The following is a 22,005-nucleotide window of genomic DNA, read 5'->3' as shown; positions in this document are numbered from 1 at the left end:
GCGCTGTAGAGGTTTTTTGAGGTTTCTTACAAGCTCCCGTTGGTTGTCGTCAATTGTGAATGACGGATAAACTATGTGGGTTCATTGTCATTATTATTTCACAATGAAAAAACGGAGGCGTATACCTTAAGGGAATTCTTCTAGTGGGTGAGTATAAATTATATTTAAATAATTTATATAAATAGTGAAAAGATGTAAGCGTTTGATATTATGACAGTTTTGTGAAAGGGTTTGTGATTTATTGCATTAACTATTATGGCGTGATATTATTAGGTTGTGAAATTAATCACATACAAACATACACCCCTTTGTTTGAGCGTGAACATTTCTCCCATCCCCTTTGTGTAAGATAAGAAAGGCGCCTTCCGGACGTGGAAGGCGCCTTTCGCTTATAAACTAATAATAGAAGAAAAAATAAGCTAAGCTCCTAGAGGGAGCTTAGCTTATTTTACTTTCCATAATGTTTCGGCCTGCATGGGAATACGTTCTAGTTTTTGTTGAAGTACCTGCTTTTTAAGCTCGCGTTCTGCTGTTTGTTCACTGATGTTATAGATGCTCGCCACCTCATGTGTTGCCATCGTTGGATATTTTATGAACAAGTCATCGAGAGAAGGCGGGGATTGCCGGTTAAGCCGGTCATTTCCCAGCATTTCCTGTAGGATGGTCAAATAGACGTCGTATGAATAAAGGCCTGAAACTTTAACGCCTTCGTCCTCGATGCATTCATTGAAAAAGACGATGCTAGGCACTTCGGAAATTTCCATTTCTCGCGTGATGCGTAAATCACATTGAAAAGCTTTTGCGCTATGGACAGAATGAAAATCATCCATGAATTCGTCTTGGTCCAATTCGGCTTCCTCTGCTATTTCAAGCAATACATCGTAAGAAGTAACATTTCTAGAATGCAAAAACAGGTGTTCTTGCAATTTATACAGGAAGCGATTGCCTGCGCGCTTGCCCTGAAGTTCTGCTGCCTTGATGGCGACAGAAGGAAGTGCGGGATGTTCGACTTCATCGCCGTTTACTTGAGTGTTTTTCACGCTCATATTCAGGGCGGATAATTGTGTGCTTAAGATCATCCGCATGGAAAAATAATGGCCATACTCGATTTGCATTTTGCGGATGATGGATTGAAGTTCCCAGCATGCGGGATTCATCGGGTCCATGAACACGTATAATTCCATCGGTTTGCAGGAAACTTGGTGTTCGCGGATTTCCTCTGCCAGATCCAGGTTGCTCACTCCAACTCCTCCTCACTGTCGTAATCATTCACCATATGGTGGGCGGTCAATACGAGACGATTAAAAAAGGTCTCGCGGAATTGGCCATTGAGTCCCACTTCATCCATCGCTTCACTCATGCACTCAAGCCAGGCTTGCGCGCGGTCAGGTGTGATTGGGAATGGATGGTGGCGTGCTTTTAGGCGAGGGTGCCCATGTTCCGCTGAGTAAATATTGGGGCCCCCTAAGTATTGTGTTAAGAATTGTTTTTGTTTTCTCGCTGTTTCGGTCAGGTCGTCAGGGAAAATGGGTGCAAGTTGCGGATGTGCTGAGACGCGTGCGTAGAAGGCGTCCACCAGGTTTGATAAAGTTTCCGCGCCAATTTCGTCGTACGGAATAAGCGGTTTTCCAGTCATCAGTCTTGTCCCCTTTGTGTTTACTGTAAATCCATTCTATCAACGCATGGTAAATATCTCAAACAAATCGCATGCCACACAACCGCTATAACTCCTTTAGCGCTTGGAAGCCGCCTTCATAAAACGTGCGATTTTTTTGTCTGCTGGGCGCATCGGGATGTGTTTTTCTTCCAGTAAAGAGATGAATATCCGTTTGCCAGAAGCTTCGTCTGTGACTTCGTATTCAAGTTCATAATCTTCCACACCCAAGTATTCCGAGTGGTCCAGCACGAGAAGCCCGCCTTTGTATTCGGCCTCTACACGATGTGTCGTCAAGGAACCGATGGGTGCCAAATCGGATGGGGAAACCCCGAGCCGTTCGAGCTCAGCGGCAACTTCCGGCGCATCGAACTGCCTTAAATCCAACATTGAAGAAGCCTGTTGTTGGTTTAAGACATCGGTCGTTTCATAGTTTCCAGAAGCGGCCGGTGTTTTAAGTGTGCATTCGAAGTGGCTGCCGATGCTGCGCAAGCGAAGAGCTGCCTTTTGGTCGCGCAGCTTGAAATCGGTTGTGTCAAAATAATGGTTGGTCTGGCTGATCGGTGCGGTTTTTTGCTCCGCCAATAATTTGCTATACTCTTCTTTGGTCAGCATGTTCTTAAATTCAATCTCAAGTTCTTTTGTCATCTGTTCACCTCATTACTCCCGCCTTTACGATAGAGGCTCATTTTCTATAGGAAAGGAGCGGCATCGCAACTGCGGGGTGGGTCAACCGGCGATAAGCGAAAAAATTATGCTCACGTCGATTGCTCTTGGCTTTGCCGTTAATTTCATTATCGGATAGTTAGGTGCAATCTGCAACGCAGAGCCTTGCTGTGGTAAAATAGCGTTATGAAGAAACAGCCCCGTGCTGGGCTTAAAGGATAGTAAAATGAGCAAAGCAGTGAGGAGGGCCAGACATGGGGCAATGGAATCGTTTTTTGGCGCCGTATAAACAGGCGGTCGATGAAATGAAAGTGAAATTCAAAGGGATGCGCAAGCAATTCGAAACGAATAACACGAATTCACCGATTGAGTTCGTTACCGGACGTGTGAAGCCGCTGGCGAGCATTTATGATAAGACTTTGGAAAAGGGGCTATTGTTTGAACCATCGGAAGAATTGGCCCGCAATTTGCAGGATATCGCCGGTTTGCGGATGATGTGCCAATTTGTGGGGGATATTGAAACCGTTGTAGGGCTATTGCGCCAACGTAATGATTTGCGGATCGTTGAGGAAAAGGATTATATTTCACATGAAAAGCAAAGCGGCTATCGTTCGTATCATGTCATTGTGGAGTATCCTGTACAGACCATTGACGGCGAGCAGTTGATCCTCGCGGAAATCCAGATTCGCACCTTGGCGATGAATTTCTGGGCATCAATTGAGCATTCCTTGAACTATAAATATAAAGGCGTCTTCCCTGAGGAGATCAAGCTCCGGCTGCAGCGTGCAGCGGAAGCGGCTTTCCAGCTCGATGAAGAAATGACGCAGATCAGGGATGAAATCCAGGAAGCGCAAGCGTACTTCAGTGAATACAAAGAATCTCCGGGAACCAGATTTCCGGCGGATGCGGAAGGAGGTCGAAAGGATACATGAAATTTTATATCATATCGAGAAGTGATGATTTATCCAATCGATTGATGGGAGAGGCCCGTGAATATTTGGAGGATTTCGGCATGGAATGGAACGAGGAATCCCCACAGATCGTCTTGTCGATCGGCGGGGACGGCACCTTGCTCCATGCATTCCATAAATACAGCGACCGCTTGGATACTGTCGCATTCGTCGGGATCCATACAGGCCACTTAGGATTTTATGCGGACTGGAAGCCGATCGAGATCGAGAAACTCGTCTTGGCGATCGCGAAAAAGGAATTCGAAGTCATTGAGTATCCTTTGTTGGAAGTGACGGTGCATTACCGGAACGACCAGGAATCTTCCACCTACTTGGCTTTGAACGAATCGACTGTGAAATCTCCGGATGTCACGCTCGTCATGGATGTCTTTTTGAACGACAGTCATTTTGAACGTTTCCGCGGCGATGGATTGTGTATGTCCACGCCTTCAGGAAGTACGGCGTACAATAAAGCGCTCGGGGGGGCAATCATCCATCCGTCCTTGCCGGCGATGCAATTAACTGAAATGGCTTCCATCAACAACCGGGTATTCCGGACTGTGGGTTCGCCGCTGGTTTTGCCGTCCCATCATCGGTGCAATTTGCTGCCAGTGAAAGCGCCGGATTTCATGGTGACGATCGACCATCTTCAATTGCTGCATAAAGACGTCGAATCAATCGAGTACCGCGTAGCGAAAGAAAAAGTGCGCTTCGCGCGTTTCCGTGCGTTCCCGTTCTGGCGCCGCGTGCATGATTCATTCATCGACAGCGAACTGTCGGAGGATTGAGATATGAAAGCATTTCAAGTTGAATTCACTGCACAAAAGCGCGGCCTGTTGCGGGAAGCGCTGCAAAATTATGGCATTTCCAAAAGGACTTTGGCTTCTGTGAAGTATGGCGGGGGCCATTTGCTGGTCAACGGTTCGGAAGTGACGGTCAGGCATCCGCTCGAAGTCGGGGATGCCGTGACCGTTATTTTTCCGAAAGAAACACAAGGCAAAGGCTTGACGGCAGAAGCAGGGCCGCTTGCGATTGTCTATGAAGACGACGCGTTGTTGATTGTCGAAAAGCCGCCAGGGCAAAACACCATCCCGTCACGTGAACAGCCGTTCGGCAGCCTGGCGAATATTGTCGCGGGCCATTTCGAGTGCCATGCTATCCCGTCCACATTGCATATCGCAACTCGCCTTGATAAAGACACTTCAGGGCTGGTATGCATCGCAAAAAATCGCCATATCCATCATCTGCTGTCTGTTCAGCAACAGGAAAAGCGCATGAACCGGCGTTATGAAGCATTTGTGCACGGCGAAGTGGCAGCAGGAAAAGTGGTAATCACGGCCCCCATCGCCCGAAAAGGCACGAGCATCATCGAACGCGAAGTAAGGGAAGACGGCAAATTCGCCGAGACCGAGCTGGAATTGATCCAGTCAATCGGCGGCATGAGCCATGTCCGGCTGAAATTGAATACCGGCAGGACACATCAAATCCGCGTTCATCTGGCCCATATCGGGCATCCGCTGCTCGGGGATGATTTGTACGGCGGCGGACGCGAGTTGATCGACAGGCAAGCGCTGCATTGCACGGAATTGCAGCTCGATCATCCCGTCTCCGGGAAACGGCTGGCATTTACGTCCGCGCTTGCCGATGACATGCACGTATTGAGTTAGTCATACTGATGAAAACGGTCTGGCTGAAAGGCTTGCATTGAGGGAACTTGGCAAATTTCCATTTCAGGAAAACGCAATGCAGTCAAAGCCCCTCCAAATACACAGCCAGTGTCGATATTGACGGTATTGTTTTTGAAGTAAGGAGTCTCGACCGGGGTGTGGCCGTAAACGATCCACGGTTTGCCGTGGTAGCTTTTTGCCCAATTGCCGCGCACTGGCCGGCCATCAGAATGGTATTTGCCCGTGATTTCGCCATACAAAGCAAAAGTGATGATGCGGCGGCTCAGTGCCTGGCCAATCATATCCTGGCGCAGCCCAGCATGAACAACAATTAAATCATTGTGTAATCGATGATAAAGCGGAAGCTCTTCATAAAACCGGATAAACCGTTTCCTGAACTGTTGCTGCGCGCCTTGTTCAAGCTGGCGCCATTCCGCTACGGTCATTTCCAAGCCGTGCAGGAGCTCAACCGGGTTGCCTTTGAAAAAACGATAGAGTTTATTGCAATGATTGCCAGGGGAATAATAGAGGATGCCTGCGTCCTCCATGGCGAATAATAGTTGCAAGACGTCGAGGGATTTCGGTCCGCGGTCCATGGCATCGCCGACAAATGCAAGCTTACGGCCTTCGGGATGGACGGGAAGGCCATTTTCGAATTGGTATCCAAGCTGTTCGATCAATTTGATCAGCTCATCAAAACAACCATGGATATCACCAATGACATCATAATTCATATTCTTCAGCTCCTATAAGCTATATACTGATTTCAGTGTAACGCATATCTGGAATAAAGCAGAAATGATTGAAAGGAGGGAGTATACATGATGGACGAAACGAAGATCCGTGACGAGGAACTGAATGAAGAGTTATTGCACGAACTGCTGAAAAAAGGGGATGTCGAAGCATTCCGAGAAGAATTTTTGTCCCACCATCCATACGACCAAGCAAGCTTTTACGAGAAAGCGGACGGGGAAACGAGGCAATTGCTCTATCAGTATCTCTCTCCGAAAGAAATGGCGGATATTTTTGAAGCCATTGAAGTGGACGATGACGAGTACGAAGATTTGTTCAAGGAAATGGACACACGCTATGCATCCGATATCTTGTCCTATATGTACACCGATGATGCAGTCGATGTGCTCAACGAACTGAACAAAGACCAGGTCGCCAGCTATTTGACGATCATGGACAAAGAATCCGCTCAGCAGATTAAAGACTTGCTGCATTACGAGGAGTATACGGCAGGTTCCATCATGACGACGGAATTTGTCGCGATCCCGAAAAATTCGACAGTGCGTTCAGCAATGAACATCCTGCGCAATGCCGCACCGAATGCCGAAACGATCTATTATGTCTTTGTCATCGACGAAGACCGCAAATTATCAGGCATCGTGACATTGCGTGATTTGATTGTTGCAGATGAAGATACCTTGATTGAAGCAATCATGAACGACCGCGTCGTCAGTGTCCAAGTAAGCGAAGACCAGGAAGAAGTCGCGCGCATGATCAAAGACTATGACTTTCTCGCACTTCCAGTCGTGGATTTCCAGGACCATCTGCTCGGCATCATCACAGTCGATGACATCATCGACGTGTTGGATGAAGAGGCGTCTGATGACTACTCCAAATTGGCCGCCGTCTCCGATATGGATACCTTTGACCGCGGCCCGTTGACAGCAGCGAAAAAACGCTTGCCATGGCTCATCTTGCTGACCTTCCTTGGCATGCTGACAGCGAACTTGATGGGCATGTTCGAAGCGACGCTCGACCAAGTGGCGCTGCTCGCCGTGTTTATCCCGTTAATAGCCGGAATGGCGGGGAATAGCGGCACGCAGGCGCTCGCGGTTGCCGTACGCGGTATTGCAACGGGCGATATCGAAGAAGAAAGCAAGATGAAGCTGTTGTTCCGCGAGGCTGGGACAGGCTTGATCACGGGCGTCATTTGCGGCATTGTGGTCGTGGGACTGGTTTATTTTTGGAAGTCTGAACTGCTGATCGGGATGTTGGTCGGCACTGCGGTCGCCAGCTCGATTTTCGTCGCGACCTTGGCCGGCTCATTTATCCCGTTATTGATCCATCGGATGAAGATCGACCCTGCCGTCGCGTCTGGGCCGTTCATCACGACTTTGAACGATATCATTTCCATCCTCATTTATTTGGGCTTGGCGACGACCTTCCTGACGAATTTATAAGCCGTTAAACAGATAAATGAAGCAAGATCCCGGAAAGTGCAATTGCACTTTCTTTTTTTATGGGGTAATATTAGTACCAGGTAATAATCTTAGGAGGTATATATATGTCGATTTCATTAAAAGATAAAACATACGTCATCATGGGGGTCGCCAATAAGCGCAGCATCGCATGGGGAATTGCGCGTTCATTGGACGCGGCTGGAGCGAACTTGATCTTTACATATGCAGGGGAGCGCTTTGAAAAGTCGGTGCGTGATTTGGTCGCGACACTCGATGGCAATCATGAGCAGATCTTGCCATGTGATGTGACCAGTGACGAGGACGTAGAGAAATGCTTCAACACGATCAAAGAAAGCGCTGGAAAAATCGACGGGCTGGCACATTGCATCGCGTTCGCAAAAACCGAAGAATTGTCAGGCGACTTTTCCGATACATCGCGCGACGGCTTTTTGCTCGCGCATAACATCAGCTCGTACTCACTGACGATCGTTTCGAAATATGCAAAACCGTTGATGACAGAAGGCGGAAGCATCGTAGCGCTGACTTACATCGGCGGAGAGCGCGTCATGCCGAACTACAATGTCATGGGCGTTGCCAAAGCATCGCTTGAAATGTCTGTCCGTTATTTGGCAGCGGACCTTGGCAAGCACGATATCCGCGTCAATGCGATTTCATCCGGCCCAATCCGCACATTGTCTTCTAAAGGCGTCAGCGACTTCAACTCGATTTTGCGTGAAATCGAAGAAAAAGCACCGCTTCGCCGCAACACGACACCGGAAGAGGTTGGCGAGACGGCCGTCTTCTTGTTCAGCAATATGTCACGCGGCATCACGGGCGAAGTCTTGCACGTCGACAGCGGTTATCACGTCTTATAAAACCCTATAATAAAAACCTTCCGGAGTTTACCGGAAGGTTTTTATTATAGGGTTTTTTCCATTTGGCGGTGGGGAATGCCGGCGTCCATGAATTCAGGAGAGACCACATCATAGCCAAGCCGTTCGTAAAACGGGATGGCATGGCTTTGAGAATTGAGCTGCAAGCGGAAATAGCCGATTGAGCGGGCATATTCCTCGAGTTGTTCCATCATCCCTGCACCAAAATGGTGGCCGCGGTATTCAGGCAAGACGCAGACGCGTTCGACCTTACCGACGCCTTGCTCGTATTCTCGTATGCGTGCAGCGGCAATCGGCTGTTCCAGTTCATAACCGATAAAATGAGTGGCGCTGTCGTCGTGCTCATCCATTTCTACATGAAGGGCGACGCCTTGCTCATCGACGAAAACTTTTCGGCGGATTTCAAAAGCCTGTTCTTTTTCGAGTTCGGTTTCAACAATTTTGACTTTCTGCAATTAAGCTTCATCTCCTGTTAATCGGAATGTGTCGTAGACTGTCCACGAACCATCTTCCAATTGATAAAGCAAGTGGACACGGTCAATCGCCTCTTCGTGGTCGATGCCAGCCATCTTCAATTGCCCATAAACATCTGCGTGTTCGGAATCCGATAATTTCTGGGCGATAGTGATATGGGGCACAAAAGGATGATCCGGCATACCGCCAAGAAAATCGGAGTGGAGGTCTTCGTGAAGATCCATCAGCTCTTTTGAAGGTTCAATCTTGAAGTACAAAGCGTTCGTCACCGGGGTGAACGTGCTGACGCGCGTTGCGTGGATACGGAAAGGCTTTTGGCGCTTGGCGATGTTGCCGAGCTCCTCTGCCATCGCTTTAACTTCCGAGTCATCCGCTTCGAAAGGCCCTTTTAATGTAATATGGGGCGTGATCAACTCGTAATGCGGGTCATAGCGCTTCCGGTAGGAATTCGCCAAGTCTTGTAATTTTTTTGATGGAAATGCTGCAATGCCATATTTCATAATCAATAGACCTCCTCATCTAATAAATGCTTGCTATTCAATTATATCAAATTGTTCAATTTGTTTCCTTAAGGCTTACATGCCGAAATTCATTAGCAATGCCCGTTTCAGGTCAGGCTGCCAGTATTTCCATGTATGGTCTCCTTTGAATTCTTCGTAAAACAGCGAAAACCCTTTATTTTTCATCAACTCATTCAACTCGCGGTTCGGCGTGAGAAAGTCGGCGGTTTCCCCGTTGGTCAATTTGACTTCGGTTTCTTCCGAGCCGATGACGTGATAGACGGTGAACGAATTGTTCATCGAAAACTTCTCAACAGCTTGCATCATTTCCGGTCCCACTTTCGGCGATTGGAGAATGACGCGCCCGAAAATATTCGGGTATTTCAGTGCAGCCATCAAGGAAGCGGTGGCTGCCAGCGAATCGCCGATTAATGTCCGGCCCATGCCGACTTGGTAGGTCGGGTATTTCTCATCGAGGTAAGGCGTCAGCTCATGGGCTAAGAACCGCAAATAAGCGGCATGCTGTTCGCCGGTCGGCTCGTATTTCCGGTTGCGATCTTCCACGCTTTTGTAAGGAATACCAACGAAGATGATGTTCTCAATTTCTTGGTTTTCCAGCAATTCATCAACGACGCGCGGCACACGGCCGAGCTGGAAATAATCCTTGCCATCTGATGCAATGACGAGGCTGTATTTATAGAGGGGGGAATAATTTGCCGGCAAGTGGACGAGCACTTGCACGTCTTCTCCCAAGGCATCGCTGTAAAGCGTGAAATCTTCTACGCTTCCTTTGTTCATGATGTTGCCTCCTTCTAAAATCTATTGTACAAAAATTGTAACATATTCCACTATGCAAGGTATAATGGACAAGAAGACAAATCCAAATAGAGAGAGGGGATCGCATCATGGATGGAGGACGTTTCCGTGTGCATTCAGAAGAAGTGACGAAAGCGACGCATGAAGCTTTGGAAAGAAGGGGCGTTACGAAAGAAGATATCGCAGAAATTGTGTTGGAAATGCAATTGCCTTTTAATGAAGGATTGACGCTGGACCATTGCATCGAGTCTGTCGAAAGCGTATTGCGCAAGCGGGAAATGCAGCATGCCCTCCTAGTCGGGATTGAACTCGATGAACTGGCGGAGCAAGGCAAATTGTCCCAGCCACTTCAACAGATCGTCGGGTCGGATGAAGGCTTGTTCGGCGTTGATGAAATGATCGGCCTCGGCGCAGTACTCACTTATGGCAGCATTGCCGTGACGACATTTGGTCATTTGGATAAAAACAAAACCGGTATCATCCATAAGCTCGATACGAAATATGGAGAGCATGTCCATACATTCCTCGACGACTTGGTTTCGAGCATCGCGGCGTGTGCCTCAGCCCGTATTGCCCACAGAACACGAGACTTGGAAGAGGAAGGCAGAAGCTTCGAAGACCTCACTCCTGAAGAGACAGCGCCTGAAACTCATGTACCTGGAGCGGAAATATAAAAAAAGGGTTTTATTGCCATAAATTTGGTTTGAAACCGATTCCATTTGAAAAAATTAAATTGACAGCTGGACAGAAAGTCATGGTAATATGAAGGGTGAAAGAAACTATAGATAAAGGGAGGCCGATTTATGTTAAACAAAAAGTTTGGATTCTATGCGACTGTCGCTTTGGCCGGATCCGTATTCCTAGCAGGCTGTGGAGACGATGCAGCAAATGATGGAGAAGGCGGCGGAGCAGCTGAGCCGGAATTCATCAGTGTATTGACTGGTGGAACAACAGGTACTTACTATCCGCTTGGCGGAGCGATGGCGACGATCATTGAGAATGAGACAGGCATCGATACGACTGCCGAAGTGTCCCAGGCATCTGCAGCGAACATGACATCACTTGCTGATGGCACGGGCGAGATCGCTTTTGTGCAGACAGACACGGCTTTCTACGCATCTGAAGGTTCGAACATGTTCGAAGGGGAAGTCATCGACAGCGTCTCCGCTATCGGGGCTCTTTACCCAGAAACGATCCAGATCGTCACGACTGAAGGGTCTGGCATCACGGCATTTGAAGACTTGGCCGGTAAATCGGTATCTGTCGGAGCACCTGGTTCAGGTACCTATATCAATGCTGAGCAATTGCTTGAAATCCACGGGATGACGATGGATGATGTCGATGCACAGAACTTGGACTTTGGCGAGTCACAGGAAAGCTTGCAATCCGGACAAATCGATGCAGCATTCATCACAGCTGGAACGCCTACTGGCGCAGTGGAAAGCTTGAGTGCAACTTCTGATGTTAATATTGTCCCTGTTGCAGCAGATAAAGCAGCTGAACTGATCGAGAAATACCCATACTATGCGGAAGATGTTGTTCCATCCGGTACGTACGGATTGACTGAAGAAGTTGAGACAGTGTCTGTTCTGGCTATGCTTGTCGTCCAAAACGACATTTCGGAAGATACGGTCTATGACATCACAAAAGCTATTTATGAAAACACGGATCAAATCCAACACGCTAAAGCTGATTTCATCAAGGCTGAAACAGCTCTAGACGGTATTGGAATCGACATCCATCCTGGCGCTCAGCGTTACTTCGATGAAGTAAACCAATAAGAATTGATCAGAATAACGGGCGATAAAGCATAAGCTTTATCGTCGTTATTTATTTTTTGTAATTAGGGGGATCATCTTGCGGAATAATAGGATTCTCAAAGTCCTTCTTATATTAACCATCCTCATCCTTATCTGCTCCGCACTTTTCTTCATTCCATATAAGAAACACTTCGTCTTCATCGATTCGGAATCAAACGAAATTGCAGCGCGCGTTCCAGTGGTAGAAGACCGCTTCAAGATCCGCTATACACATTCGATCCATCTATCGGATGTGATCGAAAGTTACCGCCTTGATGATGAGGGGCAATTAGTGCTGACGGAACTTGAGTACGAAGATTTCAATATCGGCATGCCGTCGAATGCAGGAGAAGGGGAGCGTTTTGTCGAAAAAGACGGGAAATACTTTATTAAGGATATGAAGCGGAAGCTGCCCGAATTCCGGTTGCTAGTCGGGGACGTGGACGCGGAACTCGCTTTCCTATTCGCAGGAAAAGAACTCGATTTAAAGAAGAGTTTAGAAAGAGGCAAGATTTACACATTCCGTGCCCAGCGCCTATCCATTTATCAGCAATTAGAAGGAGTGAACATCTATTATGAGTGATAAATTATCGCCAGAAGAAAGAGAACAAAAAAAGCTTCCTCCAGAAGACGAAAACCATTTTTCAGAGGAGCAGCAAAAAGAGCTTCTCCAAAAGTACGATCCGGAGTCGAACACCCGAGATTTGTCAGGCATAATCAAACATGTCGTGTTTTTTGGGCTATTGGCCTTTTCACTGTTTCAGTTATATACGGCCATCTTCGGCCAATACACAGCGTACATACAGCGCTCTGTTCACTTAGGGTTTGCATTATCGCTCATTTTCATCTTGTTCCCGATGCGCCGCCGGAAAGGCGCGCGCCATAAAGTGGCTTGGTACGATTACATACTTGCCTTATTATCTGTCGGAGTCGGTGCTTATTGGCCGATCATGTATGACGATTTAGTCTTCCGCATCGGGCGTGTTACCGAGCTCGATTTAATCGTCGGGATTATAGCCGTCATTTTAACACTTGAAGCAACGCGGCGGGCCGTCGGAATGCCGATCACGATCATTGGGATATTGTTTTTGACCTACGGTTTCTTCGGCCCCTATTTCCCAGGATTTCTGCGTCACCGCGGACAGGACCTGGAGTCATTGATCCAGTTGATGTTCTACACGACGGACGGGATTCTCGGTACACCGATTGGGGTCTCTGCAACATTCATATTTACCTTCCTGTTATTCGGTTCTTTCCTGGTCAAGACTGGGGTAGGGCAGTATTTCAATGACCTCGCCGTGTCGTTAGCTGGAAACTTGACAGGCGGACCGGCAAAGGTGGCGATTTTCTCCAGTGCTCTGCAAGGGACCATCTCAGGAAGCTCGGTCGCGAACGTAGTAACATCCGGGTCTTACACGATTCCGATGATGAAAAAGCTGGGATATAAGAAAGAATTTGCTGGCGGCGTTGAAGCCGCAGCTTCGACAGGTGGCCAATTGATGCCTCCGATCATGGGGGCGGCAGCGTTCCTGATGGTCGAATTCATCGGCGGCGTCACATATTGGGAAATTGCCAAAGCGGCCGCCATTCCAGCACTCCTGTACTTTACAGGCGTTTGGATCATGACGCATTTCGAGGCGAAACGGATCGGTTTGAAAGGCCTGTCGCCGGAAGAAATGCCAGACCGCAAGGAAGTATTGAAAAAAATCTATCTGTTGACACCGATTCTTGCAATTATCTTATTCTTGCTGGTCGGAATACCAACGATGCAAGCGGCTTTATACGGTATTTTGCTGACGATTTTTGTCAGTGCCTTTAATAAAGAAACACGCCTTGGCTTTAAAGATATTATCCACGCCCTTGTAGACGGGGCCAGAACTGCACTTGCGGTCGCAGCAGCGACAGCAACGGCAGGAATCATCGTCGGGGTGGTCGTCAAAACCGGGCTTGGCTTGTCCTTGGCAAACGGGCTCGTTTCCGCATCTGGCGGGAACGTCCTATTGACATTGTTCTTCACTATGCTTGCAGCGATTGTGCTCGGCATGGGATCACCGACAACGGCAAACTACGTCATCACGTCCACCATTGCTGCTCCTGCCATCATCACTTTGCTGATGGTCGATGAGCCTGCTGGCGCAGCTGTTCCGATTGTTGTCGCGTTGTCTGCGCATTTGTTCGTTTTCTATTTCGGGATTATTGCAGATATCACCCCGCCGGTCGCGCTCGCTGCCTTCGCAGCTTCCGGGATTTCCGGAGGGGAGCCGATACGCACTGGGTTCAATGCGGCGAAGCTAGCCATTGCGGCATTTATCATTCCGTATATGTTCGTCTTGTCGCCTGAACTATTGATGATTGACACGACCTGGACCGAATTGATCTGGGTGTTGATTACGGCTATCGCTGGAATGATCGCGATCGGTGCCGGTTTGATCGGTTATTGGTACCGCAAGCTCAATTGGATTGAGCGAATCATCACATTTGTTACAGGGATTGCCTTGATCTACCCGGAAGGATTTACGGATCTTATCGGGGCGGCTGTATTTATCATTTTGTTCGCGATCCAATGGATGTCGAGAGAGAAAAAGACAGGCAAAGCTCAAACTGCATAATAAAAAAGATGGAAGCCCGCGGGCTTCCATCTTTTTTATTTCGGACAGTTTAGGGGAATAATAAAAAAACACCATCCAGAAAACCGGATGGTGTTTTGTGCAGCGCGCAGCATACACTTGATGATTCCTACTGGGCTCGAACCAGCGACCTCTACCCTGTCAAGGTAGCGCTCTCCCAGCTGAGCTAAGGAATCGCAATCTCAAGGACATTTATTATTATATATGCCAGTTTAAAAAAAGACAATAGTTTTTGTAAAAAAACTTTCAGCTTTTTAAAACCGGCATTATTTTTCAGCTGTCCAAAAACAGGCTCCATTCAATTGTCGTGCGATCGCCGATTACGGACCAGCATTCCACAGCGGCGCCACTTCCATCCAAAGAGTTAAATTCCAGCGCTAATCTTGAAAATAACGGGCCCCAAAATGGAGCGGGAACATTGCCGATGAGCGGAATATGCGGCTGCCACTGCGCATCAGCGCCAGTGGGAAATTCATGTGCTGCCAATTTCAGTGAGCTGTATAGTTCACCGAGTGCTTCATTTGGATGGACCTGCAAGTAAAATCGAGCGCCGTCTTTGGAAAATCCGATATCGCTGGCATGAAAAGAAGGGGCAGGGGTTTTTTGGGCAATCGGTTCCAGTGCTGCCTTCAAATGAAGCGGAGCGGTATTTTCATATGCCAGCAGCGGGATGTGCGGCAGTTGCAAGGCCAGTTTGGAATTCGGCTGGCGAAGCTGGCTTTGAAGGCTTTCGATCGTTGTGGAGCTGCGGTAGTCAAGGCGCAGGACAAGCAATTGCATCGTATTCCTCCTCTTTTTACTGGCCGGAACTGCGGAAACCAGCATCTCTTGCTTGCTGCTTCGTACAGAACCATTGTTCAGGATTGGTCTCTTCATAGGAAGGAGAGCCGGGCATGTGATAAATTTTATTGCCGCTCCGATTGATATTGCCTTTAATGCGGCAGTCATCAGCGGTATCGGTGCCATCTACTTCAGTTTGCCCGTAAGCATCTGCATTAAATCCGCGGTCTGTCGAATAATTTTCGTATTCCCAAATACCGATTTCAGCATCTTTCGCGTCGGCCTCAGCGTCGCGGAATTCATCTACATAGCGTGTATTCGGCGGGAAGATATAGGCAACTCGGGCAAAGCCTTCTTCAAGTAATTGCTCTTGTATGCTTTTCCCATCAGCGTAAAAATAAGCGAGCAGGCGGTCATAGTCATCAAACCGGTCGCCGACATCGAATTCTATCTCGATTTGCTGTGCTTGTTCGATCAGATCGCGGTTGCGTTCTGTCGCTTCAGGTCCTAGCGGCTGCTTGCCGAACCTCGGATGATTTGTTTCCGGAGTATCGACCAATAAATAACGGACCGTGGTTTCTTTGCCGTCATAGATGATTTTCACCGTGTCCCCATCGATGACTTCGGTGACTTCTACAGCTGTCCTGTCGTCAGTGCCGCTTGTATCGGTGGTGCCAGGAAAGGTGCAGCCTGCCAAAAACAGCAGGCTGATCAAAAATAAGACGAGTGACTTCATGGCAATCCCTGCTTTCTATTTCGAATTATAGCGAAAACAAGTGCGGTCGACAATAAGCGGCCTGGATTCCATAAAAAAAGCGCTTGCTCCGCATCAGTCCGGATCAAGCGCTGCTATGTATAGGTGTGAAGGACAGGCATCATTTATTGCTCCAAGGTGCTGGTTGTGTCGCCGAAGTACAATAGGCTGTCTTCGTTAATGGTTTCTAACTTTTCTTTATCGACGCCCATTTCCAATGTTCCCGTAAAGATCGGCTCCCACCAGTTTTTCTGCTCATTCATGTTGTTTCCTCCTATTCTTCTGAATGTAATTGTTTGACTATTCTATACCCCGGAAGGTTACACTTATAAACAATGAAACAAAAAAGGGGCGATGGTTTTGATAGCGATTGGAATTATTGGTGCGGGAATTGTCGGGGAGCGCATCATCAAGCAAATCCAACAAGATGATGCAGCACAAATCGAAGCGGTTTATGACACGGACAGGAATCGGCTAAACTACATCCAAGAGCACTACGGCGTAGCCGTCACCGACTCCTTGGACAAACTGTTCCAAGCTGACATCGATTGGGTCTACATCGGCACACCGCCCAACAGCCATGCAGAGCTTGCAGAAACTGCAGCAAGAAGGGGCTTGCATGTATTGTGCGAAAAGCCGCTTGCCCATGACTCACAGGCGGCACAGGCGATGGCAGAGTCCGCGACGAACAACCGGATCCACACTGCCATGCATTTTCCGTTGATGTATTCGCCGATCGTCCGCGACATGGCGATGCGCATCAAAGGGGGAGACATCGGAAAAATTCGCCGCATCGAGTTGCATACGGTGTTTCCGGAGTGGCCGAGGGCATGGCAGCAAAATCCGTGGATTGCCTCCAGGGACCAAGGCGGATTTGTACGGGAAGTCTTTCCTCATTATTTGCAGTTAATGCATCGCTTGTTTGGCACATTGGAGATTTCCGCACACCAAGTGGATTTCCCGGAAGACGTTGAAAAATGTGAAACCGGAATCATCGCCCACGGCAAAACGCAGCAAGGTTCGCCGTTTTTACTGTCTGGCATGAGCGGTTTAGGGCAGAACGAGTTGCTGCAATTTAAAGTGTATGGCGAAGACGGTGTATTGACGCTTGAAAACTGGTCGCGTTTGTACCGGGAAGAACGAGGGGAAACACGTGAAGAGGTGCAAACGGAAAAATCAGTGCGTTCCCTATTTGATGAAATGAAAGAACAATCGACGTTCCTCGTCGGTTTTGACGAAGGCTTGGTCGTCCAGCGTTATATCGACCAATTATTGAAATGACCACAGGAGGTTTTCACAATGAATTTTACAGCGAATGATGTAGAGGATATGATAGCTGATCAACGAGGCTATTATTTTACAGGCGTGACAAAATCGGCGGATTTCCGCGTTGCGCAGCTGCAGCGCTTAAAATCGGCGATTCAATCACATGAAGATGATATTATCGAAGCACTGCAATTAGACCTTGGAAAAAGTGAGTTTGAAGGATATGCGACGGAAGTAGGTTTTGTGCTCGACAGTATCGGCCATATGACGAAGCATCTTGAGGATTGGATGAAGCCTGAGCAAGTAAAAACACCAATCCACCTGCAGCCTGCAAAAAGTTTCGTCATCCGTGAACCGTACGGCTCAGTGCTGGTCATCGGCCCGTTTAATTATCCGTTCCAATTGGCCATGGAACCGCTCATCGGCGCACTGGCATCCGGCAATTGCGCCGTCGTCAAGCCCTCTGAAGCGACGCCGAACGTCGCAAGCGTCATCCGCACGGTCCTAGAGGAATGTTTTCAGCCCCATTACGTCAAAGTGGTCGAAGGTGAGCGCGAGGAAGTGACGGCACTGATCCATGCTTCGTTTGATTATATTTTCTTTACCGGCAGCGTGCCGGTCGGGAAAGTGGTCATGAAAGCGGCATCCGAACGGTTGACCCCGATTACTTTGGAGCTCGGCGGCAAGAGCCCGGTAATTGTCGACCAAACGGCCAACCTGGAGCTTGCGGCCAAACGCATCGCCTGGGGCAAATTCATGAATACCGGACAAACTTGTGTGGCCCCGGATTACCTTTGTGTCCATGAGTCGGTAAAGGCGGACTTCATGAAAATCTTTATCCAGACGATCCGTAAGTTTTATGGCGACAACGCCCAGGATAGCCCAGATTACGGACGCATCGTCAATGAAAAACATCATGACCGGCTGACTGGAATCATTGAAAAAGAAAAAGTCCATATTGTCTATGGCGGCGACTTCGATAGAGCCGATCGTTATATTGAACCGACATTGCTCGACAACATCGATTGGAACAGCCCATCAATGGAAGACGAATTGTTCGGGCCGGTTTTGCCGATCATCACTTATAACGACTTGCCAAAATTGCTGCGTGATATCCGGCGTTTGCCGAAGCCGCTGTCTGCCTATCTATTCTCTGAGAATGAGCGGGCCATCCGGTTCTTCCTAGACCAATTGCCATTCGGCGGAGGCTGCATCAACGACACCGTCTCACATGTTGGCAGCCATTACTTGCCATTTGGTGGCGTTGGGCCATCGGGCATGAATTCGTATCATGGAAAATCAAGCTTTGAGACCTTTACCCATGCCAAATCGATCGTCAAAAAGTCCACGAAACTGTCGACCAACTTGACGTTCCCGCCTTATAAAAATAAAGCAAAATGGATCCGGACAGTCTTGAAGTAGAAAGCGGCCTTTAGGTCGCTTTTTTCTTTTTGAACCTGCTATGATTAAGGAAAAAAGGGAGTGTGCAGATGACGGAGCGCATTTTGATCGTGGAAGATGAAAAAAGTATCGCCCGTGTCCTGGAGTTGGAACTGAAATTCGAAGGCTATGAAACTGCGGTCGCTTTGACAGGTTCGGAAGCCTTGATCCATTTCCGGGAGCAGGAATGGGATCTAGTGCTGCTCGATTTGATGCTGCCGGAAATCCAAGGGCTCGATGTCTTAAAACGGATCCGTGCATCTGATGCCAAGTTGCCGGTCATTTTACTGACCGCTAAAAACGATGTCAAAGACAAAGTGGCTGGACTTGACTTAGGTGCCAATGACTACGTGACGAAACCTTTTGAAATCGAGGAGCTGCTTGCCAGAATCCGTGCCAATTTAAGGGGAAAACACTCAGCTGATGAAAACTTACACCGTTTTGAAGAACTTACGCTCAATGAAAGCACGAGGGAAGTCGAAAGGGCGGGGCGGCAGATTGAATTGACGCCTCGTGAATTTGATCTGGTATTGTACTTGATGCGCCACCCAAAACAAGTGTTGGGCCGTGAACAATTACTGAATGCGGTGTGGGGCTATGATTATTACGGCGACACGAATGTCATCGACGTCTATATCCGTTATTTGCGCAAAAAGATCGATTTCGGCGAAGAAACCACTTACCTGCAGACCGTGCGGGGCGTCGGATATGTCTTGAAGGAGCAAGCGCATGAAGCTCAAGCATAAAATTCATTTGTCCTCGACTTTGTTGATGTTCTTCGTGCTGCTGATCCTGGCGGTCGTCATCTACTACTCTTTTAGCAGTCTGGCTTATGAAACGGAAGTCGAGCGGCTAGAGTCGGAAGTGGAAGTGATGGTTGCGAAGTTCAATGCCAATAATAATGAAGAATCGCCGGATAATATTTTGCGCGCCTACGTGCCGGTCGACGGATTGATCAAGGAGAAAAACCGAAGCAGCGGCTTGCTGAATACAATTATCCAGGATCCATCAGTCAGTGTAGAATTTCCAAATGATGTCGAAGGTACTTCGGGAAGAATGGCTGTTGCAGAAGAACAATTTGCCTACGTCACGGCACCCGTGATCTGGCCTGGCGGTGAAGTGGTGGAATTGATCGTCGCCCAATCGCTCAAGGAAGTGACAGCAAACCTCGCGGCTTTGCGGCTTGTGCTCATCTCCGTCACGCTGCTCTCGATGATTCCGATTTTTCTATCAAGTGCATTGCTTGGCCGAGTATTGACCCGCCCGATCGAAGGACTTACCGGGACGATGCGGCGCATCCAGCGTGACGGTTCCTTCGAGAAGTTGCCCGTCGCTGGAGAGTCGCGGGATGAACTAAGCCAAATGGGCGTCACCTTCAATGAAATGATCGGTTTATTGGAAGAAAATTACCGCAAACAGGAAGAATTCGTTTCCAATGCCTCCCATGAACTGAAAACGCCGCTCACGGTCATTTCAAGCTATGCCGATTTATTGCAGCGCAGGGGTTCGCAAGACCCGGCACTGCAGGAAGAAGCCTTGACGGCGATACGCGCTGAAACGGAACGAATGCGCCAGCTGATTGAACAATTATTGCATATCGCAAGGCGCAGCCAAGCCCAAATGGATTGGCAAAAAACCGACTTGGAGCCGCTGCTGAGTCAAGTCATGACGGCAATGAACGCATCCTATGACAGGGAGTTCCGCCTGCAGTCACAGCAGCCGCTGATTGTCGAAACCGATGTCCAGCAACTCAAGCAATTGCTCTATATCCTGCTAGATAATGCAAGGAAATATAGTGAAGACGGTATTGATATGGAAGCGGGCAAGGACGGGGCGGTATATATCAAAATCCGTGATTATGGTGTCGGCATCCCAAAAGAATCGGTGCCTCATGTGTTTGAGCGCTTTTACCGCGTAGACAAGGCGAGAAGCCGCGAGACCGGGGGATTTGGGCTTGGCCTCTCACTCGCCAAGGAATTGGCTGATTCACTTCACCTGCGTCTCGAAATCGACAGCATTGAACAATTGGGGACGACGGTAACAATCGTTTTCTCAGGGAATTTTAATGTTGTGGAGTTACAATCAGGACAGGAGGGATGATCATGCGAAAATGGTGGGCTATCGGAATCGTCATCACTGTTTTTTCCATCGCGGCGCTGGCTTTTTTCCTGTTTCCGAGAACGGCTGCTGATTCTGTAACGATGGATGAAGCGGCACAATCGATTGAACAGCTTTACGGCGGTGCGATTGAAAAGGCTACTGAAACGGAGGGGTTTTACCAGATCGAATTCAAGCGTGAAGATGGAACGTATTTAGCGACCATCAACCGCGCCGATGGACAAGTCGAATCACTTGAATTGCTGGAGAAAACCGGACCTGCAAAAGTACTATCTGAAGAGCAAGCAAGCGAAGCAGCCAGAGCAGCGGAGCCAGGGGAAATAAAAGAAACCCAATATATAGAATCGGATAATCTTTACGAAGTGGAAATCCACAGTGAGACGGAACGGAAAATCTTGTTCATTTCCGCAGAGACCGGGGAAGTAATGGATGTCCAAACAGAAGCGCTGGAAACCTCGGCTGAGCCTGAACCGGATTCAGCGCCTGCACAACAAGAACCGAAACGCATCATTAGCCAGGATGCAGCCATCGCTATCGCAAAAGAGACTTTGGATGGAACAGTCGACGAAGTCGAATTTGTCCAAACAACAGACGGCGGCTATTATTTGGTTGAAATGGATGATGACGCATCCGATCGGGAAGTGACGATTCAAATCCATGCCATTCGCGGAGAGACGATGACTGTGGAATGGGATGATTGAGAAGAATTGAAGGAATACCGTTTTCATGGAATCATGGTTGATAGCAAATCAGCTATGATTCGAGTTGAAGACGCTTTTTTTATGGATGTTGTTGAACTTTTCTATTCTCATGAATTTCTCATCTTTGTTTAAGCGCAGCTTAAGCTTAGCTGGTTATATTCAAAGTAATCACAGAATAGGAGGAGATTAAGATGAAAAAACTAATCTATATTTCAGCAGCAGCAGGCATTTTGGCGTTCGGCGGATTGGCTCTCGCTGGTACAGATGACACTGGAGAAAAGTTGGAAAAGCAAAATGTGCAAAGTGAACAGCTATTCAAGGATGTTGCAGCAGACAGCTCGAGCAGTCAATCGTCATCAGGCGTTATGAAGGCAGAAGCTAGCGACATGGAGCAAGCTGAAAAGAACGGCCAACAGTTCATCGAAAAACAGCAAGCGATCGAAGCTGCACAAAGCGCGGCCCCAGGAAAAGTGGAAGAGGTAGAACGTGAGAACGAAGGCGGCTGGGTGTATTACGAAGTAGAGCTTGAAGATGGAAAAACCGATTACGATGTCATTGTGGACGCAGCAGATGGGACTGTAGTGTCGGTAGAAGCGGATGATGATGATGATGATGATGATGACAACTACGATGATGACAACGACGACAACGACGACAACTATGATGACGATGATCATGACGATGACGATTGATGTAAAATCTAAGAAC

25 protein-coding genes and 1 tRNA gene are annotated in these 22,005 nt (G+C 48.2%); 15 read left to right on the top strand and 11 right to left on the bottom strand.

The window, feature by feature from the left end:
- Positions 1-443 precede the first annotated feature (443 nt).
- The 3 genes from KTG14_RS02355 to KTG14_RS02345 all read right to left on the bottom strand — a co-directional run bounded on the left by KTG14_RS02355 (position 444) and on the right by KTG14_RS02345 (position 2,302).
- Positions 444-1,241 (bottom strand): ClpXP adapter SpxH family protein, encoded by a 798-nt coding sequence (locus KTG14_RS02355; RefSeq protein WP_308461982.1) that lies wholly within the window; start codon positions 1,239-1,241, stop codon positions 444-446.
- Complete coding sequence (locus KTG14_RS02350) at positions 1,238-1,636, bottom strand: globin domain-containing protein (protein WP_216969059.1); 399 nt, start codon at positions 1,634-1,636, stop codon at positions 1,238-1,240. Before KTG14_RS02350 ends, KTG14_RS02355 begins: the two co-directional genes overlap by 4 nt.
- A 96-nt stretch (positions 1,637-1,732) precedes the next feature.
- Positions 1,733-2,302, bottom strand: coding sequence for a CYTH domain-containing protein (locus KTG14_RS02345; RefSeq protein ID WP_216969051.1), 570 nt, complete (start codon positions 2,300-2,302; stop codon positions 1,733-1,735).
- A 272-nt stretch (positions 2,303-2,574) separates the two neighbouring features.
- Between KTG14_RS02345 and yjbM the strand changes: the two genes are divergently transcribed.
- The 3 genes from yjbM to KTG14_RS02330 are packed head-to-tail and all read left to right on the top strand — an operon-like array spanning position 2,575 to position 4,937.
- On the top strand, positions 2,575-3,252 hold the full coding sequence (gene yjbM, locus KTG14_RS02340; protein WP_216969049.1) for a GTP diphosphokinase: 678 nt from the start codon (positions 2,575-2,577) through the stop codon (positions 3,250-3,252).
- Entirely contained in the window at positions 3,249-4,058 is an 810-nt protein-coding gene (locus tag KTG14_RS02335) for an NAD kinase (protein WP_216969046.1), read from the top strand. Before yjbM ends, KTG14_RS02335 begins: the two co-directional genes overlap by 4 nt.
- Before the next feature lie 3 nt (positions 4,059-4,061).
- Positions 4,062-4,937 (top strand): RluA family pseudouridine synthase, encoded by an 876-nt coding sequence (locus KTG14_RS02330; RefSeq protein ID WP_216969044.1) that lies wholly within the window; start codon positions 4,062-4,064, stop codon positions 4,935-4,937.
- Here KTG14_RS02330 and prpE read toward each other — a convergent pair.
- Entirely contained in the window at positions 4,934-5,671 is a 738-nt protein-coding gene (prpE, locus tag KTG14_RS02325; RefSeq protein WP_216969042.1) for a bis(5'-nucleosyl)-tetraphosphatase PrpE, read from the bottom strand. The genes KTG14_RS02330 and prpE overlap by 4 nt on opposite strands.
- Positions 5,672-5,758: 87 nt before the next feature.
- On the opposite strand from prpE, the gene mgtE reads away from it, so the two are divergent.
- Entirely contained in the window at positions 5,759-7,129 is a 1,371-nt protein-coding gene (mgtE, locus tag KTG14_RS02320) for a magnesium transporter (RefSeq protein ID WP_216969040.1), read from the top strand.
- A 104-nt stretch (positions 7,130-7,233) separates the two neighbouring features.
- Positions 7,234-8,004 (top strand): enoyl-ACP reductase FabI, encoded by a 771-nt coding sequence (gene fabI, locus KTG14_RS02315; RefSeq protein WP_216969038.1) that lies wholly within the window; start codon positions 7,234-7,236, stop codon positions 8,002-8,004.
- A 44-nt stretch (positions 8,005-8,048) separates the two neighbouring features.
- Here the strand turns inward: fabI and KTG14_RS02310 are convergent, their stop codons facing one another.
- The 3 genes from KTG14_RS02310 to KTG14_RS02300 form a co-directional block, all read right to left on the bottom strand.
- On the bottom strand, positions 8,049-8,477 hold the full coding sequence (locus tag KTG14_RS02310; RefSeq protein ID WP_216969036.1) for a GNAT family N-acetyltransferase: 429 nt from the start codon (positions 8,475-8,477) through the stop codon (positions 8,049-8,051).
- The gene (locus tag KTG14_RS02305; RefSeq protein WP_216969034.1) at positions 8,478-8,996 is read right to left on the bottom strand and encodes a YjcG family protein; all 519 of its coding nucleotides are present in this window, start codon (positions 8,994-8,996) and stop codon (positions 8,478-8,480) included. It abuts the gene before it with no gap.
- A gap of 75 nt (positions 8,997-9,071) precedes the next feature.
- Complete coding sequence (locus KTG14_RS02300; RefSeq protein WP_216969032.1) at positions 9,072-9,794, bottom strand: alpha/beta hydrolase; 723 nt, start codon at positions 9,792-9,794, stop codon at positions 9,072-9,074.
- A gap of 107 nt (positions 9,795-9,901) precedes the next feature.
- Between KTG14_RS02300 and KTG14_RS02295 the strand changes: the two genes are divergently transcribed.
- From KTG14_RS02295 to KTG14_RS02280, 4 genes are all read left to right on the top strand, one after another.
- A complete protein-coding gene (locus KTG14_RS02295) occupies positions 9,902-10,486 on the top strand; it encodes a phosphatidylglycerophosphatase A family protein (RefSeq protein WP_216969030.1) in 585 nt (194 codons plus the stop codon).
- A gap of 129 nt (positions 10,487-10,615) precedes the next feature.
- Positions 10,616-11,593, top strand: coding sequence for a TAXI family TRAP transporter solute-binding subunit (locus tag KTG14_RS02290; RefSeq protein ID WP_216969028.1), 978 nt, complete (start codon positions 10,616-10,618; stop codon positions 11,591-11,593).
- Between the two features lie 76 nt (positions 11,594-11,669).
- Positions 11,670-12,194, top strand: coding sequence for a DUF1850 domain-containing protein (locus KTG14_RS02285; RefSeq protein WP_216969026.1), 525 nt, complete (start codon positions 11,670-11,672; stop codon positions 12,192-12,194).
- Positions 12,187-14,220: a TRAP transporter permease gene (locus KTG14_RS02280; protein WP_216969024.1), complete on the top strand. Its 2,034-nt coding sequence runs from the start codon at positions 12,187-12,189 to the stop codon at positions 14,218-14,220. The genes KTG14_RS02285 and KTG14_RS02280 overlap by 8 nt, the downstream gene beginning before the upstream one ends.
- A gap of 121 nt (positions 14,221-14,341) precedes the next feature.
- Here the strand turns inward: KTG14_RS02280 and KTG14_RS02275 are convergent.
- The 4 genes from KTG14_RS02275 to KTG14_RS02260 form a co-directional block, all read right to left on the bottom strand.
- Positions 14,342-14,414 (bottom strand) — tRNA-Val (locus KTG14_RS02275).
- A 97-nt stretch (positions 14,415-14,511) separates the two neighbouring features.
- Positions 14,512-15,018, bottom strand: a complete 507-nt coding sequence (locus tag KTG14_RS02270) for a hypothetical protein (protein WP_216969022.1) — start codon at positions 15,016-15,018, stop codon at positions 14,512-14,514.
- Between the two features lie 16 nt (positions 15,019-15,034).
- Positions 15,035-15,754: a thermonuclease family protein gene (locus KTG14_RS02265; RefSeq protein WP_216969020.1), complete on the bottom strand. Its 720-nt coding sequence runs from the start codon at positions 15,752-15,754 to the stop codon at positions 15,035-15,037.
- A gap of 143 nt (positions 15,755-15,897) precedes the next feature.
- On the bottom strand, positions 15,898-16,035 hold the full coding sequence (locus KTG14_RS02260; protein ID WP_216969019.1) for a hypothetical protein: 138 nt from the start codon (positions 16,033-16,035) through the stop codon (positions 15,898-15,900).
- Between the two features lie 97 nt (positions 16,036-16,132).
- Between KTG14_RS02260 and KTG14_RS02255 the strand changes: the two genes are divergently transcribed.
- The 6 genes from KTG14_RS02255 (at position 16,133) to KTG14_RS02230 (ending at position 21,989) form a co-directional block, all read left to right on the top strand.
- Positions 16,133-17,053: a Gfo/Idh/MocA family protein gene (locus tag KTG14_RS02255; protein ID WP_216969017.1), complete on the top strand. Its 921-nt coding sequence runs from the start codon at positions 16,133-16,135 to the stop codon at positions 17,051-17,053.
- An 18-nt stretch (positions 17,054-17,071) separates the two neighbouring features.
- Positions 17,072-18,460 (top strand): aldehyde dehydrogenase, encoded by a 1,389-nt coding sequence (locus tag KTG14_RS02250; protein ID WP_216969015.1) that lies wholly within the window; start codon positions 17,072-17,074, stop codon positions 18,458-18,460.
- Positions 18,461-18,528: 68 nt separating this feature from the next.
- Positions 18,529-19,224 (top strand): response regulator transcription factor, encoded by a 696-nt coding sequence (locus tag KTG14_RS02245; RefSeq protein WP_216969013.1) that lies wholly within the window; start codon positions 18,529-18,531, stop codon positions 19,222-19,224.
- Positions 19,208-20,578 (top strand): sensor histidine kinase, encoded by a 1,371-nt coding sequence (locus KTG14_RS02240; protein ID WP_216969011.1) that lies wholly within the window; start codon positions 19,208-19,210, stop codon positions 20,576-20,578. Before KTG14_RS02245 ends, KTG14_RS02240 begins: the two co-directional genes overlap by 17 nt.
- A gap of 2 nt (positions 20,579-20,580) precedes the next feature.
- A complete protein-coding gene (locus tag KTG14_RS02235) occupies positions 20,581-21,297 on the top strand; it encodes a PepSY domain-containing protein (protein ID WP_216969009.1) in 717 nt (238 codons plus the stop codon).
- A 191-nt stretch (positions 21,298-21,488) separates the two neighbouring features.
- Entirely contained in the window at positions 21,489-21,989 is a 501-nt protein-coding gene (locus KTG14_RS02230; protein WP_216969007.1) for a PepSY domain-containing protein, read from the top strand.
- The last annotated feature ends 16 nt before the right edge of the window (positions 21,990-22,005 follow it).

This window comes from Planococcus sp. CP5-4_YE, assembly GCF_019042655.1.
In the GTDB taxonomy this organism is placed as follows: Bacteria; Bacillota; Bacilli; order Bacillales_A; family Planococcaceae; genus Planococcus.
This window is presented reverse-complemented; position numbering and strand designations above follow the sequence as displayed.

Bases quoted from the DNA above. Each gene is read 5' to 3' on its own strand.
- yjbM (WP_216969049.1), top strand. From the start codon at position 2,575: ATGGGGCAATGGAATCGTTTTTTGGCGCCGTATAAACAGGCGGTCGAT.
- KTG14_RS02350 (WP_216969059.1), bottom strand. From the start codon at position 1,636: ATGACTGGAAAACCGCTTATTCCGTACGACGAAATTGGCGCGGAAACT.
- KTG14_RS02300 (WP_216969032.1), bottom strand. From the start codon at position 9,794: ATGAACAAAGGAAGCGTAGAAGATTTCACGCTTTACAGCGATGCCTTG.
- KTG14_RS02290 (WP_216969028.1), top strand. From the start codon at position 10,616: ATGTTAAACAAAAAGTTTGGATTCTATGCGACTGTCGCTTTGGCCGGA.
- KTG14_RS02235 (WP_216969009.1), top strand. From the start codon at position 20,581: ATGCGAAAATGGTGGGCTATCGGAATCGTCATCACTGTTTTTTCCATC.
- KTG14_RS02250 (WP_216969015.1), top strand. From the start codon at position 17,072: ATGAATTTTACAGCGAATGATGTAGAGGATATGATAGCTGATCAACGA.
- mgtE (WP_216969040.1), top strand. From the start codon at position 5,759: ATGATGGACGAAACGAAGATCCGTGACGAGGAACTGAATGAAGAGTTA.
- KTG14_RS02260 (WP_216969019.1), bottom strand. From the start codon at position 16,035: ATGAATGAGCAGAAAAACTGGTGGGAGCCGATCTTTACGGGAACATTG.
- prpE (WP_216969042.1), bottom strand. From the start codon at position 5,671: ATGAATTATGATGTCATTGGTGATATCCATGGTTGTTTTGATGAGCTG.
- fabI (WP_216969038.1), top strand. From the start codon at position 7,234: ATGTCGATTTCATTAAAAGATAAAACATACGTCATCATGGGGGTCGCC.
- KTG14_RS02330 (WP_216969044.1), top strand. From the start codon at position 4,062: ATGAAAGCATTTCAAGTTGAATTCACTGCACAAAAGCGCGGCCTGTTG.
- KTG14_RS02295 (WP_216969030.1), top strand. From the start codon at position 9,902: ATGGATGGAGGACGTTTCCGTGTGCATTCAGAAGAAGTGACGAAAGCG.
- KTG14_RS02335 (WP_216969046.1), top strand. From the start codon at position 3,249: ATGAAATTTTATATCATATCGAGAAGTGATGATTTATCCAATCGATTG.
- KTG14_RS02265 (WP_216969020.1), bottom strand. From the start codon at position 15,754: ATGAAGTCACTCGTCTTATTTTTGATCAGCCTGCTGTTTTTGGCAGGC.
- KTG14_RS02240 (WP_216969011.1), top strand. From the start codon at position 19,208: ATGAAGCTCAAGCATAAAATTCATTTGTCCTCGACTTTGTTGATGTTC.
- KTG14_RS02345 (WP_216969051.1), bottom strand. From the start codon at position 2,302: ATGACAAAAGAACTTGAGATTGAATTTAAGAACATGCTGACCAAAGAA.
- KTG14_RS02270 (WP_216969022.1), bottom strand. From the start codon at position 15,018: ATGCAATTGCTTGTCCTGCGCCTTGACTACCGCAGCTCCACAACGATC.
- KTG14_RS02280 (WP_216969024.1), top strand. From the start codon at position 12,187: ATGAGTGATAAATTATCGCCAGAAGAAAGAGAACAAAAAAAGCTTCCT.
- KTG14_RS02305 (WP_216969034.1), bottom strand. From the start codon at position 8,996: ATGAAATATGGCATTGCAGCATTTCCATCAAAAAAATTACAAGACTTG.
- KTG14_RS02245 (WP_216969013.1), top strand. From the start codon at position 18,529: ATGACGGAGCGCATTTTGATCGTGGAAGATGAAAAAAGTATCGCCCGT.
- KTG14_RS02230 (WP_216969007.1), top strand. From the start codon at position 21,489: ATGAAAAAACTAATCTATATTTCAGCAGCAGCAGGCATTTTGGCGTTC.